Raw genomic sequence first — 22185 nt, forward strand, 5'->3', positions numbered from 1 at the left:
CGCAATCTTGTGCGTGGGCAGGCCGATGGTCTCGTTGCCGTTGATCTTGATCGATCCCTTGCGCGCGCCGGTCAGGCCCATGATGGCGCGCATGGTGGTGGTGCGGCCCGCGCCATTGCGGCCCAGCAGCGTCACCACCTCGCCACGGTTCACCGTCAGGTCCACGCCGTGCAGGATGTGCGATTCGCCGTACCAGGCGTGCAGGTCCTTGATTTCGAGTGCGGGAATATTCGCGGTCATCAGTGCGCTCCCTGCAGTTCGGCATCGGCGGTGCCCATATAGGCTTCCATCACGCGTGGGTCCTTCGACACTTCGGCGTACGGCCCTTCGGCCAGGATGGCGCCCCGCTGCAGCACCGTGATCTTGTCGGCAATCGACGACACCACGTTCATGTTGTGCTCGACCATCAGGATGGTGCGGCCGGCGGAGACCTTCTTGATCAGCTGCGTCACGCGGTCCACGTCCTCGTGGCCCATGCCCTGCGTGGGTTCGTCCAGCAGCATCAGCTCGGGCTCCATCGCCAGCGTGGTGGCGATCTCCAGCGCGCGCTTGCGGCCATACGGCAGGTTGACGGTGGTGGTCTCGGCGAACTCGGTCAGGCCCACCTCGTCCAGCAGCGCCATGGCGCGCGCGTCGAGCACGTCGAGCGACCGCTCGCTGCGCCAGAACTGGAACGCGGTGCCCAGCTGGCGCTGCAGGCCGATGCGCACGTTCTCGCGCACGCTCAGGTGCGGGAACACGGCGGAAATCTGGAACGACCGGATCACGCCGCGCCGCGCAATCTGTGCGGGCTTCTCGCGCGTGATGTCGATGCCGTTGAAAAGGATGGTGCCCGTGGTGGGCTCCAGGAATTTGGTGAGCAGGTTGAAGCAGGTGGTCTTGCCCGCGCCGTTCGGTCCGATCAATGCATGGATCGAGCCGCGACGCACGCGCAGGTTGACGTCGCTCACCGCAGTGAACCCCTTGAATTCCTTCGTGAGGTTCTTCGTTTCCAGGATGATTTCCTGAGTCATAGTCTCCTGCCCGCCCTCTTGCTGCATGCCGGGTTGTGCCCGGCTACTGACAATGGTTCGAACTGCGGCGCTTTGTCGCCATGTTTGCCGCTTTAGATATAGGTGGGAACGGTGCGGCTACCGTGGATGCCGGTGCGCGAAGTGAAGGCTGCGGCACCGTATACCGGCGACTATTGTGTGCGCCTGCTGCGTCGCAAAACATCGGGGTTTGCACTAGGCTTAATACATTAACGACGTGACGGCAATCCGATGTGCGAAGCCGTACCGACGTCTGCGGGCATCGGCTTCGCCAGGTATCGTGGAAGACCCTTACGCCGGAACTGACGTGACGATTTCCGGTGCGTTTGCTGCACCGCTCGCACGCGCCTTGCGATCGGCACGGATCATGTCGCTGGCCCGCTCCGCGATCATGATCGTGGGCGAGTTGGTATTGCCCGATGTGATCAGCGGCATGACCGAAGCATCCACCACGCGCAGGCCGGCAATGCCGCGTACGCGCAGCCTGTTGTCGACCACCGCGTCGGCATCGTCGCTGGTGCCCATGCGGCAGGTGCCCACCGGATGGAAGATCGTGGTGCCGATGGCGCCGGCCGCTTCCGCCAGCTGCTCGTCGGTCTGGAACGCCGGGCCCGGCAGCCATTCGCTGGGCTGGTATGGGGCCAGCGCCGGCGATGCCACGATGCGTCGCGTCAGGCGAATCGAATCGGCGGCCACCTTGCGGTCGGCTTCGGTCGACAGGTAGTTCGGTGCGATCAGCGGGGCGCGGCGGAAGTCCGGATTGTCGATATGCACGCTGCCGCGGGACGTGGGCCGCAGGTTGCACACGCTGGCAGTGAAGGCGTTGAAGTCGTGCAGCGGATCGCCGAACTTGTCCAGCGACAGCGGCTGCACGTGGTATTCGACGTTGGCGCGGGCGTGGCTGTCATCGCTACGCGCAAACGCGCCCAGCTGCGACGGCGCCATGCTCATCGGCCCACTCTGGTTGAACGCGTACTGCAGCCCGATGCCGAGCTTGCCCCACCACTTCGACGCACGCGTATTGAGCGTGCGCACGCCCTGCACCTTGATGACCGTGCGCAGCTGCAGGTGGTCCTGAAGGTTTTCGCCCACGCCTGGCAAGGCATGCCGCACGCGGATGCCCAGCGCCTGCAGCCGTTCCGGCTGGCCGATGCCCGACAGTTCGAGCAGTTGCGGCGAATTGATGGCGCCGGCGGCCAGGATCACTTCCTCCGTGGCGCGCGCTTCCAGCTGCTGGCCGCCGCCCAGGTATTGCACGCCGGTGCAGCGCCGGCCGTCCGGCGAATCGAAGACCAGGCCGCTGACCTGGGCCCCGGTGACGATGGTCAGGTTGGGCCGATCCGACGCCTTGCGCAGGAATGCCTTGGCCGTGTTCCAGCGAATGCCGCGCCGCTGGTTCACCTCGAAATAGCCCACACCGAAGTTGTCGCCGCGGTTGAAGTCGTCGGTGCGCGGAATGCCGGCCTGCTCGGCCGCGTCGATAAACCGCTCCAGGATGTCCCAGTGCAGCCGCTGCCCTTCCACCCGCCATTCGCCGCCGGCGCCGTGGAATTCGTTGGCGCCGCGATGATGGTCCTCGCTACGCCTGAACAGCGGCAGCACGTTGTCCCAGCGCCAGCCGTCGTCACCGGCAATGCGCGCCCAGTCGTCGTAATCCTCGCGCTGGCCGCGCATGTAGATCATGCCGTTGATCGACGAGCAGCCCCCCAGCACGCGCCCGCGCGGATAGCCCAGCGAACGGCCGTTGAGGCCCGCCTCCGCCACGGTGCGGTACAGCCAGTCGGTGCGTGGATTGCCGATGCAGTACAGGTAGCCCACCGGAATATGGATCCAGTGATAGTCGTCCTTGCCACCGGCTTCGAGCAGCAGCACGTTGACGTCGGCGTCCTGCGTCAACCGGTTGGCCAGCACACAGCCGGCCGACCCGGCACCCACGATGATGTAGTCGTACGTCTCCATATCCCTTGCTTCCTTTGCCGACCCTGAGGGCCTTTTGTTTTTCTTGTGGAATGCCGGGCATCATCGCACGACTTGGCAGCCCCCGTCGTCAGGGCTTTGCCGGAGTCTCCAGGTGCCGGTCCAGCCAGTTGGCCAGTGCCGCGAAGACCTCGCCACGCAGCGGTTCGGCCTCGTTGAAGATCTCGTGGAAGCCGGAATCGAACCAGGCCATGTCGCGCAGCGCTTCCGGCGCGTTGTCAAAGAAGGTGCGGCTGCCCTGCGGATCGACGATGCTGTCGGCGCCGCCCACCAGCATCAGCATGGGCGCCTCCAGCCTTGGCGCGTCGGCCTGGGCCTGCGCCATGCCATGCAGGAAAGACTCCAGCACACTGGCGCTGATCGTCCCCTGCACCAGCGGATCGGTACGATAGGCCCGCGCCACTTCGGCATCGTGCGACAGCAGATGGGCGTCGATGGGATTCGGCACGCGCATACGTGGAACCAGCGCCAGCAGTACACGATGCAGCGTGAGCATACTGTTGGACAACCTCAACGCCAGCGCCGGCGACGACAGCACCAAGGCCCGGATCGGCCGCACGCGCGCCGTGGCAAAGCGCGCCGCCACCAGCCCGCCCATGCTGTGGCCCAGCACGATCGGCAATTCCTGCCATTGCCGCACTGCGGCATCGTGGATTTCGGCCAGATCGTCGAGATAGCTGTCGGGATGCGGCACCACCATGCGGGGGCCACCGCTCGCGCCATGGCCCCGGTGGTCGTAGGCCCGCACGCGCAGCCCCAGCGCGCACAACGCGGCCGCCACATGCCCATAGCGGCCACTGTGCTCGGCCAGTCCGTGGACCAGCAGGACGGTACCAAGGGGGGCGGCAAAGCGCTGCGGGTCAGGCATCCAGGTACGCAGCAGCAATTCGGTGCCATCGCGCATGCGCTGGCGCGATTCGGCCGGCACGATGGATGCCGCCGGCGCGGACGCCAGGGCAAAGGCCGTCACAGGTTCGTTCATCCCAATCTCTCCTTGTTGGGACCTGCTTGTCGTTATGCTGCTGCCTGCTTGTCTGCGCTCAGGAATGGCATGCCGGACAGTCCGATGCCATGTCCGACAGGATCGGGCAGTCTGGCCGGTCGTCGCCGCTGCAGGCCTCGGCCAGCGCCCGCAATGTGTCGCGCATGGCGGCCAGTTCGGCAATCTTGACCTCCAGTTCCGCCACGTGCCGCAGCGTCAGCGCCTTGACGTCGGCGCTGGCCCGGCCGCGATCATGCCAGAGCGACAGCAGGTTGCGAATCTCGTCGAGCGAGAATCCGAGATTACGGGCGCGCCGCACGAAGCGCAAGGTATGCACCGCGCGGTCGTCGTAACGGCGGTAGCCGCCCTCGGTGCGCGGCGGCGCGTCGACCAGGCCGATCGATTCGTAGTGCCGGATCATCTTGGCGGATACGCCCGAGGCGTCCGCCGCTTCTCCGATATTCATCGTCACTCCTTTGCTTGCTTGCCGGCCAGCGGATGCCAGCGGCGCAGCAGCAGCGCGTTGCTGACCACGCTGACGCTGGAGAACGCCATCGCCGCGCCCGCCACCACCGGATTGAGCAGCCCCGCCACGGCCAGCGGAATGCCGATCACGTTATAGATGAAGGCCCAGAACAGGTTCTGGCGGATCTTGCGCACCGTGCGGTGCGACACCGCCAGCGCATCGGCCACCAGCGCCGGATCGCCCCGCATCAGCGTAATGCCGGCCGCGTGCATCGCCACGTCGGTGCCGGTGGACATGGCGATGCCGACATCGGCCGCCGCCAGAGCCGGCGCGTCGTTGATGCCATCGCCCACCATCGCCACCACGGCCTTGCCGTCCGCCCGCAGTGCCGTCACGCGAGCGGCCTTGTCTTCCGGCAATACCTCGGCCTGCACATCGTCCAGGCCCAGCACGCTGGCTACGCGGGCCGCCGCACCGGCATTGTCGCCAGTCAGCATCACGGTGCGGATGCCGGCCTCGCGCAGCCGTGCGATGGCGGCGGCGGCGCCCGGCTTGAGCGCGTCGCCGAATGCCACCAGCCCCAGCACGGTCTGCCGTCCGGCGTCGATCAGCCATGACACGGTACGCCCTTCGCCGCGCAGGCGTTCGGCATCGGCCTGCAGCGCACCCGCATCGGCGTTCAGCGATGCGCGCAGCCCTTCACTGCCCAGTTGCAGCACCTGCCCCGCCACCACCCCGGCAATGCCGCGGCCCGGCAGCGCGCGCACGTCGACAGCCACGGGCGCCGCGATGCCGCGCTCCGCGGCCAGCGTCACCACGGCACGCGCCAGCGGGTGCTCGCTGCCAGCCTGCAGCGCGGCCAGCTTTTCCAGCAGCGCGTTGTCGTTGCCATCGACGGCGTGCAACGCCACCACTTCGGGCTTGCCCACGGTCAGCGTGCCGGTCTTGTCGAAGGCCACGATCGACACGCGATGCGCCACTTCCAGCGCCTCGGCGTCCTTGATCAGGATGCCGGCACGCGCGCCGGCGCCCGTACCCGCCATGATCGCGGTCGGCGTGGCCAGGCCCAGCGCGCAGGGGCACGCGATGACCAGCACCGCGACCGCGTTGAGCAGCGCCTGGCTCCAGTCGCCGACGATCACGCCCCAGCCCAGCAACGTCGCCAGCGCAATGCCCAGCACCACGGGCACGAACACCGCGCTGACCTGGTCCACCATGCGCTGGATCGGCGCCTTGGCCGCCTGCGCATGCTCCACCATGCGGATGATCCTGGCGAGCACCGTCTCGGCACCCACGGCAACGGTACGCGCCACCAGCAGCCCTTCGAAATTGATCGCACCACCGGTCAGGCGGTCGCCCGGCTGCTTGGGCACCGGCAGCGATTCGCCGGTCAGCATCGATTCGTCGGCATGGCTGTTGCCGGTCACCACCTCGGCGTCGACGGGAATCCGCTCGCCGGGCCGCACGATGATATCGTCGCCCACGCGCACCTCTGCCAGCGGCACGGTCTGCTCCGCGCCGTTACGGACCACGCGCGCCGTATCGGGGCGCAACGCGGCCAGCGCGCGGATGGCATCGGCGGTCTGGCGCTTGGCGCGCACTTCCAGCCATTTGCCGAGCCGCACCAGCGTGATCACCACCGCGGCGCTTTCAAAATAGAGATGGGGCATCGCGCCGGGCTCGGCATCGAACATCTGCCAGATCGACAACGCGTAGGCCGCCGATGTACCCAGCGCCACCAGCAGGTCCATATTGCCGGCGCGGGCGCGCACGGCCTTGTAGCCAGCCTTGTAGAAGCGCCAGCCGAACACGAACTGCACCGGCGTGGCAAGCAGCCATTGGAGCCAGCCCGGCAGCATCGCGTGGATGCCGAACCATTCCAGCACCATCGGCGCCACCAGCGGCAGCGACAACGCGGCGGAGATCACCACGGGCCACGGGCCCGACCAGAAATCGGCGCGCGCGTCCGTACCCGATGCAGCGGCCACCGCATCGGCCACCGCCTTCGCGCCATACCCGGCGCGCGTCACGGCAGCGGCAAGCGCCGTGGCATCGGCGGTGCCGCGCAGCACCGTCACCGTGGCACGCTCGGTGGCAAGGTTCACCTGGGCGTCCTGCACGCCCGGCACGGCACGCAGCGCGCGCTCCACACGGCCCACGCACGACGCGCAGGTCATGTCGGCGATCTCCAGTTCGATCTCGTCGCGCGGCACCTCGTAGCCTGCGTCGGCCACCGCCTGCGCGGCGGCAGCCAGGGCAGCCCCGCCTTCGGCATGGAGCGTGGCCTGCTCGGTGGCAAGGTTGACGGCCACGTCATGCACGCCGGGCACCTTCGCCAGCGCACGTTCCACGCGGCCCACGCACGACGCGCAGGTCATGCCCTCGACGGGCAGGCGCCACTCGGCTGCCCCGGGCGCATTCCGGGCGGCATTCGATGTGGTGTTGGGGACGGGATTCAGGGAAGACGCAGGCGTGGACATGGGCGGAATCCGGCAAGGCGCACGTGGCGCGACAACGGTACTGTGGACCTTACCATCATTGGAAGGTCAAGGTCGCCCGCGTTATTTCCGCGTCACCAGCGCGGGCTTGCGCTTCCCATGGTGGGAAGGTTCATACTCCATCCGAAGTCGTTTCCGGTTCCAATCATTCAGAAGGAGTCACACCATGATCCAGTTCCAGGTCGAAGGCATGTCCTGCAACCATTGTGTCGGCGCGATCACCCGCGCGGTGCAGGCCGTCGATCCGGCCGCGCAGGTAGCCGCCGATGTGCCGGCCAAGTCCGTGAAGGTCGAATCGGGCGCGGATCGCCAGGCGCTGCAGCAGGCCATCGAGGAGGCCGGCTATCCGGTGAAGTCGGTAGCCTGAGACCCGGCGCCGGCCATGAAAAAGGGCACCCGAAAGTGCCCTTTTCGCCATCCAGCCTGGTCCGCGAAGAATCAGAACTTGTAGCCGACGTTCAGGTAGGTCACCACCGGATCGATCTTGATCTTGGTGTGCGACTCCACCTTGGCGCCATTGGCCAGCGTGGTCGTGAAGTGGGCCGTGGCCGAGATCGGCACGTACGACACGGAGAAGCCAACGAACCACTTCTCGGTGATGGCGTAGTTCGCACCGACGTTGAACACCGGGTTCCACGACGAGCTGGCGCTCGCGGTCATGGTAGAGCCCGGGCCGAATTCGCGCTGCACGAAGGTCTGGTTCGTGACGGTCTCGCCGGTGAACCAGGTGTAGTTCACACCAACGCCAACGTACGGGCGGAACTTGGTCTTGGCGTCGAAGAAGTGCCACTTCGCCACGATGGCCGGGCTCCACTGACGCACTTCGCCGAGCTTGCCGTACTGCGCATAGCCCCGGTCGCCGCTGACATCGTGCTGGGGCGGAATGCCCACGACGAATTCGGCCGAAATGTTATCGGTGAAGAAGTGCCCGAACGTGAGACCGGCGGTGTCCGCGCCGTCGATCTTGGCACCGGTGTTCGGGCGCTGCACGCCGGCCGGACGGCCAGCGATCGAATCGATCGTCAGCAGCTGCGAGTCGCCCGTAGGCATCACGCGCATCCAGCCAAGGCTCACTACGTTACTGCCCGCGGACTGGGCCTGTGCGGCGCCAGCCATTGCCATGGCGGCACCCGCCATCAGCATGTTCTTATAGATCTTTTTCATTGTTCCTCTTACTCCATCCTCTTTCTTCTGAATACAGCCACTGCTGGCGGCAATTATCCTGCGCGGCTTGCACGGACTGTTTCAAACACGGGACGGGATGATAGAAGAAATGCCCTAAAGGCAGGGTTAACCCAAAAGACGGCGTGCGATTTCCGCGTTTTTGCATCCAAAACGACGCGTGAGCACAACGGTTCCGTTTCACAAATGAAAAACCACTCTTCCTGAGTGGTTTTATTGCTGCATAGCCGTTTTCTCAAACAAGCGTTCGGACTTTTCCCAGGGTCATGCCCGCGTCACTTCTGGCTGGCCAGGATGCACGCAGCCAGGTCCCACAACGCGTAGCCCACGCTCTTGAACACCAGCGGGCTGCCGCTTCGGGCGCGCAGCATATCGGCTTCGAGAATGGCCGTCTCGAACGGTTGCACCGTGTTCCAGTCGATACCCGCCTGCAGCAGGTCGCCAGCCTCTTCCTCGATGCCGAAAAGCGTGTCCGCCAGCAGGCGGCCTTGCGCCGAAGCCGTCTGGCACAGCTGGGGCGGCAGTTCGCACATGTCGGGCCGGAATGCGCCTACCGCCGCCACGAAATGGCGGTCGGTCCAGAGCCCGCTGTCCAGATCGGGCAGCACGGGCGACCGGCTCGACGTCACGGTGACCACCATCGACACCCGGGGCAGCACCGCCGCGACATCGTCGATCACCTCGGCCTCCAAGCCCAGGGCACGCGCCTGCGCGGCCAGCGCCTCGGCCTTGTCGCGCGTGCGGGACTGCAGCCAGACCTTGCGCAGCGGCAGACCGGCCACGAAGGCTTCCAGATGGGTTTGCGCCTGCACGCCTGCCCCGACGATCAGCAATTCGCCGTCAATCACCGGTGCGAACGATTGTGCTGCCAGCAACGATACCGCGGCGGTACGGCGCCCGGTGACGGTCGGGCCGTCGAGCATGGCGATCCGCTCGCCCGTATGCGCGTTGGCTACCACCACCTCGCCCAGGATATTGGGCAGGCCCCGCTGCGGATTGCCCGGATGCACGGTGATGTTCTTGGTCATCACGATGTCGCGGTTGCAGGCGGGCATCACCAGCAGCGTGCCCTGCCCGCGCGCGGCATCACCCACGGGCAGCGCGATGCGCGGCGGCGCCATGGCGGTACCGTCGCGCAATTCGCCCAGCATCGACGCAATGGCCTGGGCGAGTTCGGGATACGGCAGGCGCGCCGCGGTGGCGGCGGCGTCCAGGGCGGTCAGGGGAACGGACGGCTTGGCAGTCATCGGTGTCGGCCATTACAGGCAATAACGAGCGAAGGCCGACATTGTCACCCAGCCGGGCCCCTCGCCCCCCTGTCGCCCCCCTGTCGCCCCCTCCAATCAACGCGACAGCAGCGACATCACCTGCTCGGCGTAGCGCGTACCCGCCGCTGCGCCCAGCGGGAACACCGCGTCGATATCGGCCAGGTCCTGCGCTGACAGCGTCACTTCCAACGCACCCAGGTTGTCGTCGAGATTGCCGATGCGCCGCGTGCCCGGAATCGGCACCACCTGCTCGCCACGCGTCAGCACCCAGGCCAGCGCCAGTTGCGCCGCCGTACAGCCCTTGGCGGCTGCCAGCTCCCGCACCGCATCCACCAGCTTCAGGTTGCGCGCGAAGTTCTCGCCCATGAATCGCGGATTGGTGCGGCGGTAGTCGTCCGGCGCGAAATCGTCGGGCGTGCGAATGGCGCCGGTCAGGAAACCGCGCCCAAGCGGGCTGTACGGCACAAAGCCGATGCCCAGCCGCTGGCAGGTGGCCAGGATGCCGTTCTCGTCCACATCGCGCGTCCACAGCGAATACTCGCTCTGCAGCGCCGTGACCGGATGCACGGCATGGGCGCGTTCGATGGTGGCGGGGCCAGCCTCCGACAGCCCGATCCAGCGCACCTTGCCGGCCTTGACCAGTTCGGCCATCGCACCCACGGTCTCCTCGATCGGCGTGTCCGGATCGACGCGGTGCTGGTAGTACAAGTCGATATGGTCCACGCCCAGCCGCTTCAGGCTTGCATCGCAGGACGCCCGGACATACTTGGGCCGCCCGTTGGCACCGCGCGCGCCGGGGTTGGCGGCGTCGCGCACGATGCCGAACTTGGTTGCCAGCACCACCTTGTCGCGGCGCCCGGCCAGCGCGCGGCCAAGCAGCACCTCATTGGTATGCGGCCCATAGATATCAGCCGTATCGATAAAGTTGATTCCTTTATCGATTGCATGATGAATAGTGTGAATGGATTCAGCGTCGTCGTGGGCGCCGTAGAACTCGCTCATACCCATGCAGCCGAGGCCCAGGGGGAAAACTTCGGGGCCAACCTGCCCCAGCTTGCGCATTGCCGTCATCGGAAGACTCCTTGTCGTTCACGTCATGGATTTCACATCGCGGCCGGTGCCCGAACATGCAGGGCAGCCCCAACCGGATGAGCGCCAGTATCGCGATCCCGCGCGCCGGGAAACAGCGTGCTACGCTGCACGCATCATGAAGCCAGACTTCACAATCGATCCCGATTCCCTGCCCGCCCTGGCGGCCTTCACGCGCGTTGCGCAACTCGGCGGCTTCACGGCTGCCGCCGCCGCGCTCGGCGTCAGCCCGTCGGCGATCTCGCAGACCGTGCGCCATCTGGAAGACCGGCTCGGCGTGCGCCTGCTGCAACGGACCACGCGCCGGGTGGGCCTGACCGAAGCCGGCGCGGCCCTGCTGGCGCGCGTGGCACCGGCGCTGGCCGAGATCCATGCCGCCACCGACGATGTGCGCCAGCAGCGCGACGTACCGGTGGGCACGCTACGGCTGACCAGTTCGCACTCGGCCGTGGTCATTGCGTTGCGTCCGATCCTGACCGAATTCATGCGCGAGTACCCGTCGATCTGCGTCGACCTGGTGACCGACGACCGTTTCATCGACCTGATTGCCGAAGGCTTCGATGCCGGCCTGCGTCTGGGCGAAGCGCTGCAACAGGATATGGTCGCGATTCCGGTCACCGGCCCGCTGCGCATGGTGGTGGCCGCCGCGCCCGGCTACCTGGCCGCGCACGGCACGCCCGAAACGCCCCACGACCTGCATCGCCATGCCTGCCTGCAATATCGCTTCGGACCGATGGGGTCGGTGTACCGCTGGGAGTTTTCACGTGCGGGCGGCCGGCCGTTCACCGTGGATACGCACACCGCGCTGATCGCCAACGACAAGACCATGCTCCATCAGGCCGCGCTGGCGGGATTGGGCCTGGTGTACGAGTTTCCGCACCACATCGCCCAGGCGCTGGCATCGGGGGCGCTGGTCACTGTGCTCGATGCCTGGACGCCCCCGTTCTCGGGCTTCTATCTCTACTATCCAAGCCGCGCGCTGATGCCACCCAAGCTGCGCGTGTTTGTCGATTTCCTCAAGGCGCGCGAGCTGCCGCAATCGCCGTTGTAGCGCCCGGCCGTGCGGGGCGGCTCAGCGCTGCAGCGACACTTTCTGCGCCTTCCCCTCGCGCACGCTGGCGCCGCGCACTTCGATGCCGATCTCGTGCACGACCTTGCCGCCGGCGTCCACCAGTTGCACGCGATGGCGTCCCGGCCATGGCAGCCAGCCCACTTGTCCGCCACGTCCCAGCGGCTTGCCGTCCATGCGCCATGTCACGGCATTGGCGGTCTGCCCGGTCAGGCCATCGGCATGAAACCATACGCGCTGCGCGGCCGGCGGGATATCGGGATCGAGCGCGAAGATCGTGCCGTCCGCCGGGCTGGCAATCGCCGGTGTGCCTTGTGTCTTGCCGGGTTTGCCGATGCGGATCTGCTGCACGGCAGTACCCGCCAGGAACACCTCGTCGCGCGCGGGCTCCAGTTCATCCTCGAACTGCAACGCCACGCGTTCCACGCCGGCCGGCATCGCCGGTGGCCGGCTGGGCATGCCGCGATGCAACGCCTCCATGACTTCATGCCACACGGGCGCCGCACCCGACACACCCGACACGTCATGCATGCTCGCCCCGCTGGCGTTGCCAACCCACACGCCTACGGTGTAGCGCTGCGACCAGCCTACGCACCAGTTGTCGCGCATGTCCTTGCTGGTGCCGGTCTTCACGGCCGTCCAGAAGCGCGTGGTCAGCGGACTGTCGAGCCCGAACGTGCGCGCGCGGGCATGGCGATCCGACAGCACGTCACCAATCACATAGGTGGCTTCGGGCGTCATCACCGGGCGCTTTGCCGGCGTTGCCGCACCCATCGTCGTGCGCGGCGGCGCAAACGCGCCCGCATTGGCGAAACTACGATACGCATTGGTCAGCGACAGCAGCGACACGTCGGCACTGCCCAGTGCGAGGCTGTACCCGTAGTAGTCGCCCGACTGCGTCAACGGCAAGCCCAGCGACACCAGCCGCCGATGAAAGCGGTGCGGTGTCACCATCACCAGCGTGCGCACGGCAGGTACGTTCAGCGACGAACCCAGCGCGGCGCGCAGGCTGACCCAGCCGGCATATCGATGATCGTAGTTCTGAGGAATATAGAGACCGCCGCCGGTCGGCAGGTTGACGGGCCGGTCATCGAGCAGCGATGCGGCGGTAAGCCTGCGCTCCTCGATGGCCTGCGCATAGAGGAACGGCTTCAGCGTCGAACCGGCCTGGCGCAGCGCGGCCGCATGATCGACCTGCGCCGCCGCCGACAGCACGCCTGACGACCCCACATAGGCCAGCACGTCGCCGCTGGCGTTGTCGATCACCACCACGGCGCCGTCCTCGGCATTGCGGCCCGCCAGTTCGCGCAGATGCCGGTCGAGACTGTCCGACGCCACGCGCTGCAGTTCGGCGTCGAGCGTCGACACGATGCGCGTGGGCAGCGGCTTGCCCGCGGGCGTGGCGGCCCGTACCTGCGCCACCAGTTGGCGTGCCAGATGCGGCGCAAGGTTGACGTCGCGGCGCGCGTTCATCGCATCGCCCGCCGTGCCGGATGTCTTTGCCAGCACCAGCGTGGCAAAGCCATCGAGCCCGTCGCACTCGCGTGGAACCTTCATGTCGCGCAGGATGCCGCACGCACGCTTCGACACCTGCAGCGCCGACGCATTCGGGCTGCGCACCAGTGCCACGGCCAGCGCCGACTCGCGCGCATCGAGCCCGCTCGGCACCTTGCCGAACAGCGTCTGCGACATCGCCGACAGTCCCACCAGTTCGCCGCGAAACGGCACCAGGTTCAGGTAGGCCTCAAGAATCTGGTCCTTGCTCCAGCCCCGCTCCAGCGATGACGCACTGACCACCTGCCCCATCTTCTGCCCGAAGCTGCGGCCACGGCCGGCACGCAGATCGGCATCGAGCAAGCCCGCGAGCTGCATCGTCAATGTCGATGCCCCGCGCGTGCGCGTGTTCCAGAGGTTGGCCCAGGCAGCCGCCGCCACGCCCTGCCAGTCCACCCCGCTATGCGCATAGAAGCGCTTGTCCTCGGACAGCACGATGGCCGTGCGCAAGGCTGGCGATGTGTCGGCCAGCGTCACCCAGTCGCCGCGCCGCGCCTGGAAGTCGTCACGCACGCGCGCCACGGTCTGCCCGTGCCGATCCGTGACCACGATGTCGGCACTGCGCCAGTTGTCGCGCACCTCGCGAAAACCCGGCACGGCATGGGCCACGCCTGCCGACCACAGCAGCAAACCTGTCACCACCCACGCACTTCGCTTCAATCGCATGCTTCGTCCTGCGTTGCCCGCACCCAACGCCCTAGTCGCGCGCTGCCACCACGCCGGCCACCAGCAGCAGCTGCGCGATGGCGTACGTCCACCAGATGCCCAGCTGGTACGTGTCGAACGGCGACAGGAATTTCGCCGTGCCGATCAGCGCATCGGACACCACAAAGCACAGCGCGCCCAGTGCCGCCAGCGGCGTCGGCAACCGCGCCAGCAGTGCCGCGCATGCCATGGCGGCCAGCACGCCGATATATACGGTCACGGGCCACATCAACGGCCCGAGATTGGGCCAGAAGCGTCCCAGCAACGCGCCTGCGGCACCAAGCACCAGGCCGCAGCCCACCAGCCGATGCGGGCGCATGTCGCTGCCCAGCGGCACGAACAGCCGCAGGTAGGCCAGGTGCGCCATCAGGAAGGCCCCCAGGCCACCGACGAACGAGACCCTGAGCCCGGGCAGCGCCAGCAGGAAATCGCCCAGCCCCGAGAAGACCAGCGCGATCACCAGCCAGCGCCGCTCGCCGGGCGGACGATGGAACCACGCCGCGCGCGCCAGCAGCAGCGCCATCGCCGTCTTCCAGACCGGCTGGTACGCGATCTGGCCGGCCAGCGGCGCATTGGGCGGCAGCTCCAGCGACGCCTGGAACAGCAGCACACCGTAGGTGATGCCGGCCAGCGCGCCGGCCATCCACCATTCGCGCACGCGTGGGGGCATCCGCAGGGCAATCCAGCTCACTTGGCAGCTCCCACCGTCAGCTTCGCGTTGGGCGTTTCACCGAACACATCCGGCGCGTACATCGCCTCCACGCGCGTCGGCGGCAACGCGAACTCGCCGGCATTGTTGAGCCGCACCGTGTACTCCACCGACAGGCCACCCTTCGGCACATAGCTGAAGTACTCGCGGTAGGCCTCGGGCGTACGCTCGGTGTAATCGGACCATGCCGACTTCTGATCGCGCGTGGCGATCACCGAATCGCGGCCCAGGCCGCTGCCCAGGATCGTCGCGCCCGTAGGCACCGGGTCGCTGACCACCACCCACGTCATGTCGGCCTGCGCGTCGATATCGAGCTTGACGCGGTATGTGTCGCCACGCGACCACTTGCCCGCCACCGCCTGGTCCACCGGCGTGATGCTGCGGCGGATGCGATAGCCCGCCGCCACCGGTTCGCGCAGCGGCACGGCGGCCAGCGCACGCACCGTGGCCCACGGCCGGCCCGTGCCCTGCTGCTCCACCTGCAGCGCAAGCGGCGCGCTGGCGGAGGCCGCCGGCCACGGCAGGTCGACCATGCCGCTTGCCACGCCGTCCTGGTGCGTGGCCTTCGACCAGTCCAACGTGCGCGACACCTCGCCCAGCGTGGCACGTGCACTGCCCGCCACGGGCGTCTTCTCGTACACCTGCGCATAGCGGCGAATCGCCATCACGCCCCAGGCATTGGAGGTGGTCGTCGACCACGCACCGCGCGTCTGCCGGCCCAGCAGGCCCGTCACGAGTTGCGGCACGTCTTCCTTCCAGGCCGGCAACTGCGACGCCAGCGCCAGCAGCCTGGCCGCGTTGACATCGCCACCCGACATCAGCCACCACCAGTTGTCGGTGCGTTCGGTGGAGAACACCAGGCGCGTACCCTGCACGGTCAGGCGGCTGCGCAGCAGTTGCGTGGCATCGGCAATGCGCTTGTCGCGCTCGGGGATGTCCTGCACGCGCGACAGGATGCCCAGCCAGTCGATCAGCGCCGAGGTGGGCCACTGGTCGGGCAGGATCTGGATCGATCCCAGCATGCGGCCCTGCGCCTTGCCGGTACGCGACAGCGCCTCGATGGCCGCCAGCTTGCGCACGTCGAGATCCATCGTCGCCGACGACGGTGCCCAGCGCGGCGGCGCGATGCGCCCTTCGACGAAGGCAATCAGGCCACGCTCCATCTGCTCGCGCTGCGCGTCGGGGATGCGCATCGGCAGCCCTGCACGCGACGCCTCGTCGGCAATCGCCAGCAGGTAGGCCGTCAGCACTTCGCTGCCCGACTGGCTGTCGCTGCGCAGCGGGAAGTACGACGCCAGCCCGTTCGTGTCGAGGTACGCGGGCAGCTGCGCCATCAGCGCATCCCAGGCCGCGGCATCGCCCAGGCCGAGCGATTTCGACGAGCGCTGCTCCAGACAGCTGAACGGATAGTTGCGGAACCACTCCCGCACGCCGGGCATGCCGCCGGCCAGTGACGACTGCAACGACACCTGCATGCCACCGCGCAGCTTGCCGGCCGGATCGGCCAGCGCCCCGGCCGGCGCCTGCACCGGGACGGACATGTTCGGCGTCAGTTGCGCCAGCATCGCCTGCTGCACCGTCACCGGCACGGCCGGCACGATCTGCTGCGATACCTTGAGCTTGTCGCTGGCGCCGCCCGTGCCCTTTTCGGCTGCAGCCACCTCCCACAGGATCGTGCCGCTGCGGCTGTATGCCAGCAGCGCGGGCGCGGTGATATCCCAGCCGATCTCGCGCGCCTCGCCAGCCGGAATCTGCACGGTCTGCGCCGGCAGCGTCTGTGCGTCGACCAGCGTGGCGCGTGCCGTGGCTTCCACGGTCATCGCGCGCTGCGTGGTGTTGCGCAGCGTGAACATCGCCCGGTACTTGTCGTCCTCGCGCACCAGCAGCGGCAGGCCCGAGATCATCTGCAGGTCCTGCGTGGCGGCGATGCTGGCGCTACCGCTGCCAAAGCGGTTCACGCCCAGGTCGGCCACGGCCACGATGCGGAAGCTGGTCAGCGAGTCGTTGAGCGGCACCTCCAGCGTAGCCTTGCCTTCGCGGTCGAGCTGTACGCGCGGATTCCACAGCAGCAACGTGTCGAACAGTTCGCGCGTGGGACTCTTGCCCCCGCCACCGCCCGCTGGCACCGCCTTGCGGCCATAGTGGCGGCGCCCGATGATTTCCATCTGGGCCGTCGATGTTTCCACGCCATAGCTGCGTGGCTGCACCATCGCGTCAAGCAGGTTCCAGCTCGTGTTCGGCATCAGTTCCAGCAGTGCCTGGTCCACGGCGGCCAGCGCCACCTCGCCATTGGCCGCGGGCTTGCCGTCGGGCAGCTTGACCTGCACCGTCACGCGCGCCTTGCCGCGCACCGGGTAGCTGGCCTTGTCGGGCGTCACGGCAACATCGAGCCGGTACGCGTCATTGCCGACACGGATCTGCGCCAGTCCCAGCCGGAAGGCCGGCTTGGACAGGTCCACCAGCGGCGACGGCGCCACGTACTCGCGCCCTTCGCTGCGGAACGCGTGCCACCAGTCCAGCGGCTGGCGCCAGCCCCACTGGAAGAACGAATACCACGGCACCTCGCGCAGACGGCCGCGCAGGCTCAGCACCGACACGTAGACGTTGGGGCCCCACTCCGGCTTGACCTTGAGCTTGATCGTCGGATCGCTGCCGTTCAGTTCCACCACCTGCGTATCGAGGATGCCCTCGCGTTCCACGGCCACCAGCGCCGTGGCGCGACGGAACGGCATGCGCACCTGGAACACGGCGGTATCGCCCGGCGCATACGCCTTCTTCTCGGGCAGCACGTCCATGCGGTCGTGGTTCTCGCCACCGAACCAGAGCTCGCCCTGGCGCGTGACCCACACCGTGGTGGCGGCTTGCGCGGTGCGGCCATCGGCATCGCGCGCACTGGCGATCAGCTCCACTTCACCGGCCTGCGACAGTTCCACCTCGCAGCGTGCGCGGCCCTGGGCATCGGTGCGCGCATCGCACACCACGCCAAGGTCCCTGGTCTCGCTGCGGTTGTCGTAGCGGTAGAAGCCGCCCACCACGCGCTTGCGTGCCGACGTGGTGATGCGGGCGCGCGCCCTGATCTGCACCGGCGACTCGGCCACCGGCTTGCCCTGCGTGTCGAGCACCACGGTGTGTACGGCCAACTTCTGGCTGACCGACACCCAGTTGGCCGCGCGAATGCCGACCACCACGGCGGACGGCCACAGCGGTACGGTCTGGCGCAGGGTCTGGATCTCGCCATTCGGGTCGGCAAAGCCGGCCTCCAGCACCAGGTCGCGTGGCGCGTCCACCTTCGGCAGGTTCTTCACGGTCAGCTTGCCGTTGCCGTCCTTGTCCAGCGTCAGCGGCAACTTGTCGGCCACGAGCTTTTCGGATTCGTCGCGCGAGCCTTCGCTGTCCTGGTCGTCTTCCTCGTCGCCACTGCTGCTCTGCTGCTGCACGCGCGGCGGGTTGAAAGCGTAGTCGTCGTAGTCCGGGAAGTTCACCGCCTTGCTGCGCATCAGCGCGGACAGGCGCACCGGCAGGCCGGCGGCACCGCCACCATTCAGGTAGTGGATCTCCACGCCAACCGGCACCTCGGCGGGCGCCACCAGCGCATTGCCCTTGGCCTTGGGGTCCTTGGTCACCGACAACGTGCCGGACAGCACCGGCAGCCGGAAGGCCTCGACGCGGAAGCTGCCGCTGTCGAGCGTGCGATCGTTGTCGTAGACCAGCGCCACGTCGTAGACGCCAAGCTTGGCCGACGACGGTACCTGGAACGCGTTCTCGGCGCTGCGTCCGCCCGTGGCGGTGGTGCGCCATGTCAGCGGCATCTCGTACTTCTGGCCGCTGCCTTCGTGGGTGATCAGCAGCTTCGCCGGCATGGCCTGCGGCAGCGCAAAGCCCTGCGCGGTCTCGTTGCGGATCAGGTGCTTCATCGACACCGTTTCGCCAGCGCGCAGCAGCGTGCGGTCGAACACGGTGTGGGCGCGTACGGTCTGCCTCGGGCTCAGATCGGTGGGCACGTTGAAGCGCCACGTCTCGATGCCGCGATTCCAGTCCGACATCACAAATGCCATGTCGGCCTTGCCGCGTGCCTGGGCATGGTCGGCGGCGATGCGGGCCGACACGAAATAGCCGTTCATGCCGTTGGCGCAGTCCTTGTAGCGACGGTCGGCCAGCTTGGCAAAGCGCACCACGCCGGTGGCGTCGGTGGTGCCCTGCCCCAGCAGTTCGCCCTCGCAACTGCGCACCGCCACTTTGGCATTGGGCACGGGCTTGCCGTCATCGAGCGTGGTGACCCATGCCAGGCCGCTCATGTCGCCCTCACCCTCGCCACGCGCAAGCTTGAAATGCACGCCAAGGTTGGTGACCAGCGCCGCCGTGCGCACGTACATCGGCGCTTTCTTGCCAAGCAGTGCCTCGCCCAGCATCGGCGAGGCAATCTCCACCACGTGGAAACCGGGCTCAAGCAGCGGAATGCCGACCACCTCGAACGGGCGCGGCGTGTTGTCGGTGGACTTCGGAATCGCCAGCTTCTTCGCACCCGCCACGCCTTCGAGCAGCGACACCGAACGCGTCTCGATGGACGGTGCATTGCGCGGGCTCTGGACGGAATACGGTGCCTGACCGGCGCGGATGGCGGCGATCTGCTCCTTGGTCCAGCTGTTCTCGTGCATGCGCCTGACCATGCCGAACCAGCGCAGGATGGCACCGTCGTCATCGACCTTGAGCCGCGCCACGGTGCCGGCCTCGGCACGCACGGCCAGCGTCGGCAGGTCGGCTTCGACATTGCGCAGCGTTACCGGCAGCAGCGGCGGATAGTCGCTTGCCGATTTTCCGCGCGGCAGGTCGGCAAAGCGCTCGACCACGCCAAACGGCGCGGCGGCGAACTTGGCCAGCGGCGGCAGCGTGGCGGTGGTCAGCTTGATCGGGAACAGGTCGGCATTGCTGAGCGCACGGCCGCTTTCGTCCTTGAGATCCCTGGGGGCCTCGATCGTCAGGCTGGCCTTCTCCGGGAACGGGCCCTTGAACGTGACCGTGGACACCGGCGCATCGGGCGCGTCGTCCGGATCGAACGACGGGGTCTTCGGACCGGAAGGCGTCTTCATCACGATGCCTTCGGCCGCCTTGCGCGAAATCGGCGCGGTGAACGTGACGGTCATCGGGCGCAGCGGCGTACAGGGCGCCTCGGCGCGCTCGCGCTCGCAGGTGAAGCCCGCCGCAAAGGGGTCGCGCACCTGGAAGTCGAAGCGGCGCGCCGCCGTGGTAGCCAGGCCCGACGGCGTGGCAATGCCCGCATCGAGCACCAGCTGCATGCGGGCGCCGGCCGGCAGACGCTGCTGGCAGGCCAGCAGATGCACGGCTTCGCCTTCACGCTTGACCACTTCCTTCCAGTTCAGCGCCTCGATCACGGTGTCGCGTTCCCTGCCCGCGAGCAGCCGCACAGGGATGCGCTCACCCAGGCCCTCGGCCTGGCACCACGCATGCGCGCGGATCGATCCGGCCGTGGCCGCGCCATTGAAGCGCAGCGCAAAGACCTGGTCTTCCTCGACCTGGCCGCCGGACGGGCGGGCGGAGATCACGATCGGGCCGCCCGTTTCAAACCGGTATTCGGATTTGCCGCTGAAGGCCTTGCCGGCCACGCTCTTGAGGGCAGGCGTGATCTGTACCGTGCAACGCACGCCGGGCGGCAGGTCGCGCTCGAAGTCGTAGACCCAGTTCGTGGCGTTGACCCAGCGTCCGCTGCCACCCACCCCACCCACGCACGACACCGATGCCGGCGCCGCGGCCTTGAGGTCGCCCATCGGCACCATCGGTTCGTCGAACCGGATGGCCACCTGGCGCACCTGCGGATTCACCCCTTCGGGTGAGAAACGCGTGATCTGCGCGGCCGATGCGGCCGGCGCCCATGTCAACGCACTGAATACAAGACCTGCTGCGGCGGCCGTGGCCGCCGTGGCGATCCTCCCGATCATGCTGCCTTCTCCCGAATTGGCTCCGCGCGAGCGTGACATGCGCAAGTGGCAAGCGCAAGCCTCTGCACATTTCAGGAGAACTGCATTGCGGTTTAGCGTAAATGAGACAGCGGAAGCGGGCCCTCGCGCTTGAGTGCCGTCAGCACGATGTTCGACCGCACGCTCTCCACGCCGGGTACCCGCATCAGCCGCTTCATTGTGAAATCGGCCAGCATGGGCAGGTCGGCCACTACCACGCGGATCAGGTAATCGGCCTCGCCGGCCACCGAATAGCACTCCTGCACCTCTTCCAGCAGCAGGATCTCCTCGGCAAAGCGCTCGACCATGGTGTCGCCATGGTGCGCCAGCTTCACGCTGATAAAAACCATCACCCCGAGCCCCAGCGCCTGTGGCGACAGGTTCACGCGGTACCCGGTGATGACGCCATCGGCTTCCAGCCGGGCCAGGCGCCGGCCCACCTGGCTGGGCGACAGGTGCACGCGCTCGGCCAGTTGCTGATGGGTGGAGCGGCCGTCGGCCTGAAGGGCGGCCAGCAGGGCCAGGTCATAAGGGTCGAGACTGGCTTGGTTCATGGGCGCAGATTTCCCGCATGGAGTGGAGAATGTATGCGGATTATATGTGCTGAACTGGCGGAATCTGCCGATTTTGCGGCCATATTGCGGCCACCGGTCGATAGACTATGCATAAATTCCGCATCCGATCGGAATCCAGACCACAAGTTGGAGACGTAACGCATGACGCCCTCGGCCGCCACCCCCGACACCGGCAACTTTGCCGGCACGATGACCGCCAAGCTCAAGGAACAGTTCGACGCCGGCCTGCTGTCCGGCCAGGAACTGCGCCCCGATTTCACCATCGCCCAGCCGGTACACCGCTATACCGATACCGACCACGCGATATGGCGCAAGCTGTACGACCGCCAGGCGTCGATGCTGCAGGGCCGTGTCTGCGACGAATTCCTGCAGGGCCTTGCCACGCTGGGCATGGAGCGCGACCGCGTGCCCGAGTTCGACCAGCTCAACGAAATGCTGATGCGCGCCACCGGCTGGCAGGTGGTGGCCGTGCCGGGCCTGGTGCCGGACGAAGTGTTCTTCGATCATCTGGCGAACCGGCGATTTCCTGCCAGCTGGTGGATGCGCAAGCCGGAGCAGCTCGACTACCTGCAGGAGCCCGACTGCTTCCACGACGTGTTCGGCCATGTGCCGCTGCTGATCAACCCGGTATTCGCCGACTACATGGAAGCGTACGGCAAGGGGGGGCTCAAGGCCGCCCGGCTGGGCGCGCTGGACATGCTGGCGCGCCTGTACTGGTACACGGTGGAATTCGGCCTGATCCGCACGCCGCAGGGCCTGCGCATCTTCGGCGCGGGCATCTTGTCCAGCCAGGGCGAGTCGGTCTACAGCCTCGATTCGGCCAGCCCGAACCGCATCGGCTTTGACCTGCACCGGATCATGCGCACCCGCTACCGCATCGACACGTTCCAGAAGACGTACTTCGTGATCGACAGCTTCGAGCAGCTGTTCGACGCCACGCGCCCGGATTTCACCGAAATGTACCCGGCGCTGCGCGCCCTGCCGACGCTGGGCGCCGGCGACATCGCCGAGGGCGACCAGGTCATCAACATCGGTACCCGCGAAGGCTGGGCCAGCAGCGACGATATCTGACGGCTTGCCGCCGTGAAGGCCGCTTTCAGGCGGCCCT

General features: G+C 67.3%; 16 protein-coding genes. 3 read left to right on the forward strand and 13 right to left on the reverse strand.

What is annotated here, in order from left to right; genetic code table 11:
* From A9J21_RS17175 to A9J21_RS17200, 6 genes are all read right to left on the reverse strand, one after another.
* The coding region (locus A9J21_RS17175; protein ID WP_156545980.1) for an ATP-binding cassette domain-containing protein at positions 1-240 on the reverse strand (240 nt) is incomplete at its 3' end.
* Complete coding sequence (locus A9J21_RS17180; RefSeq protein WP_066737763.1) at positions 240-1013, reverse strand: ABC transporter ATP-binding protein; 774 nt, start codon at positions 1011-1013, stop codon at positions 240-242. The genes A9J21_RS17180 and A9J21_RS17175, both read right to left, overlap by 1 nt.
* Positions 1014-1322: 309 nt before the next feature.
* Complete coding sequence (locus A9J21_RS17185; protein ID WP_066737765.1) at positions 1323-2990, reverse strand: GMC family oxidoreductase; 1668 nt, start codon at positions 2988-2990, stop codon at positions 1323-1325.
* An 88-nt stretch (positions 2991-3078) separates the two neighbouring features.
* Positions 3079-3990 (reverse strand): alpha/beta hydrolase, encoded by a 912-nt coding sequence (locus A9J21_RS17190; RefSeq protein WP_066737767.1) that lies wholly within the window; start codon positions 3988-3990, stop codon positions 3079-3081.
* Between the two features lie 58 nt (positions 3991-4048).
* Positions 4049-4456: a Cu(I)-responsive transcriptional regulator gene (gene cueR, locus A9J21_RS17195; RefSeq protein WP_066737769.1), complete on the reverse strand. Its 408-nt coding sequence runs from the start codon at positions 4454-4456 to the stop codon at positions 4049-4051.
* Between the two features lie 2 nt (positions 4457-4458).
* Positions 4459-6936 (reverse strand): heavy metal translocating P-type ATPase, encoded by a 2478-nt coding sequence (locus tag A9J21_RS17200; RefSeq protein ID WP_066737771.1) that lies wholly within the window; start codon positions 6934-6936, stop codon positions 4459-4461.
* 184 nt (positions 6937-7120) lie between these two features.
* On the opposite strand from A9J21_RS17200, the gene A9J21_RS17205 reads away from it, so the two are divergent.
* Positions 7121-7321, forward strand: a complete 201-nt coding sequence (locus A9J21_RS17205) for a heavy-metal-associated domain-containing protein (protein WP_066737773.1) — start codon at positions 7121-7123, stop codon at positions 7319-7321.
* Positions 7322-7392: 71 nt separating this feature from the next.
* On the opposite strand, the gene A9J21_RS17210 is transcribed toward A9J21_RS17205, so the two are convergent.
* From A9J21_RS17210 to A9J21_RS17220, 3 genes are all read right to left on the reverse strand, one after another.
* Entirely contained in the window at positions 7393-8118 is a 726-nt protein-coding gene (locus tag A9J21_RS17210) for an OmpW family protein (RefSeq protein ID WP_066737774.1), read from the reverse strand.
* Positions 8119-8411: 293 nt separating this feature from the next.
* The gene (locus A9J21_RS17215; RefSeq protein ID WP_066737776.1) at positions 8412-9383 is read right to left on the reverse strand and encodes a delta(1)-pyrroline-2-carboxylate reductase family protein; all 972 of its coding nucleotides are present in this window, start codon (positions 9381-9383) and stop codon (positions 8412-8414) included.
* 96 nt (positions 9384-9479) lie between these two features.
* Complete coding sequence (locus A9J21_RS17220) at positions 9480-10475, reverse strand: aldo/keto reductase (RefSeq protein ID WP_066737778.1); 996 nt, start codon at positions 10473-10475, stop codon at positions 9480-9482.
* 136 nt (positions 10476-10611) lie between these two features.
* On the opposite strand from A9J21_RS17220, the gene A9J21_RS17225 reads away from it, so the two are divergent.
* On the forward strand, positions 10612-11544 hold the full coding sequence (locus tag A9J21_RS17225) for a LysR family transcriptional regulator (protein WP_066737800.1): 933 nt from the start codon (positions 10612-10614) through the stop codon (positions 11542-11544).
* A gap of 21 nt (positions 11545-11565) precedes the next feature.
* Here the strand turns inward: A9J21_RS17225 and pbpC are convergent, their stop codons facing one another.
* The 4 genes from pbpC to A9J21_RS17245 form a co-directional block, all read right to left on the reverse strand.
* Entirely contained in the window at positions 11566-13782 is a 2217-nt protein-coding gene (gene pbpC / locus A9J21_RS17230; protein ID WP_066737779.1) for a penicillin-binding protein 1C, read from the reverse strand.
* Between the two features lie 31 nt (positions 13783-13813).
* Positions 13814-14512 carry a lysoplasmalogenase gene (locus A9J21_RS17235; RefSeq protein WP_066737781.1) on the reverse strand — a complete coding sequence of 233 codons (699 nt, stop codon included), beginning with the start codon at positions 14510-14512 and terminating at the stop codon, positions 13814-13816.
* Positions 14509-20484, reverse strand: a complete 5976-nt coding sequence (locus tag A9J21_RS17240) for an alpha-2-macroglobulin (protein WP_066737783.1) — start codon at positions 20482-20484, stop codon at positions 14509-14511. The genes A9J21_RS17235 and A9J21_RS17240 overlap by 4 nt, the downstream gene beginning before the upstream one ends.
* A gap of 92 nt (positions 20485-20576) precedes the next feature.
* Entirely contained in the window at positions 20577-21056 is a 480-nt protein-coding gene (locus tag A9J21_RS17245; protein WP_066737785.1) for an Lrp/AsnC family transcriptional regulator, read from the reverse strand.
* Between the two features lie 162 nt (positions 21057-21218).
* Between A9J21_RS17245 and phhA the strand changes: the two genes are divergently transcribed.
* The gene (phhA, locus tag A9J21_RS17250; protein WP_066737787.1) at positions 21219-22148 is read left to right on the forward strand and encodes a phenylalanine 4-monooxygenase; all 930 of its coding nucleotides are present in this window, start codon (positions 21219-21221) and stop codon (positions 22146-22148) included.
* Positions 22149-22185: the final 37 nt, after the last annotated feature.

The sequence above is a fragment of the Cupriavidus sp. D384 genome (assembly GCF_001652915.1).
GTDB lineage: Bacteria > Pseudomonadota > Gammaproteobacteria > Burkholderiales > Burkholderiaceae > Cupriavidus.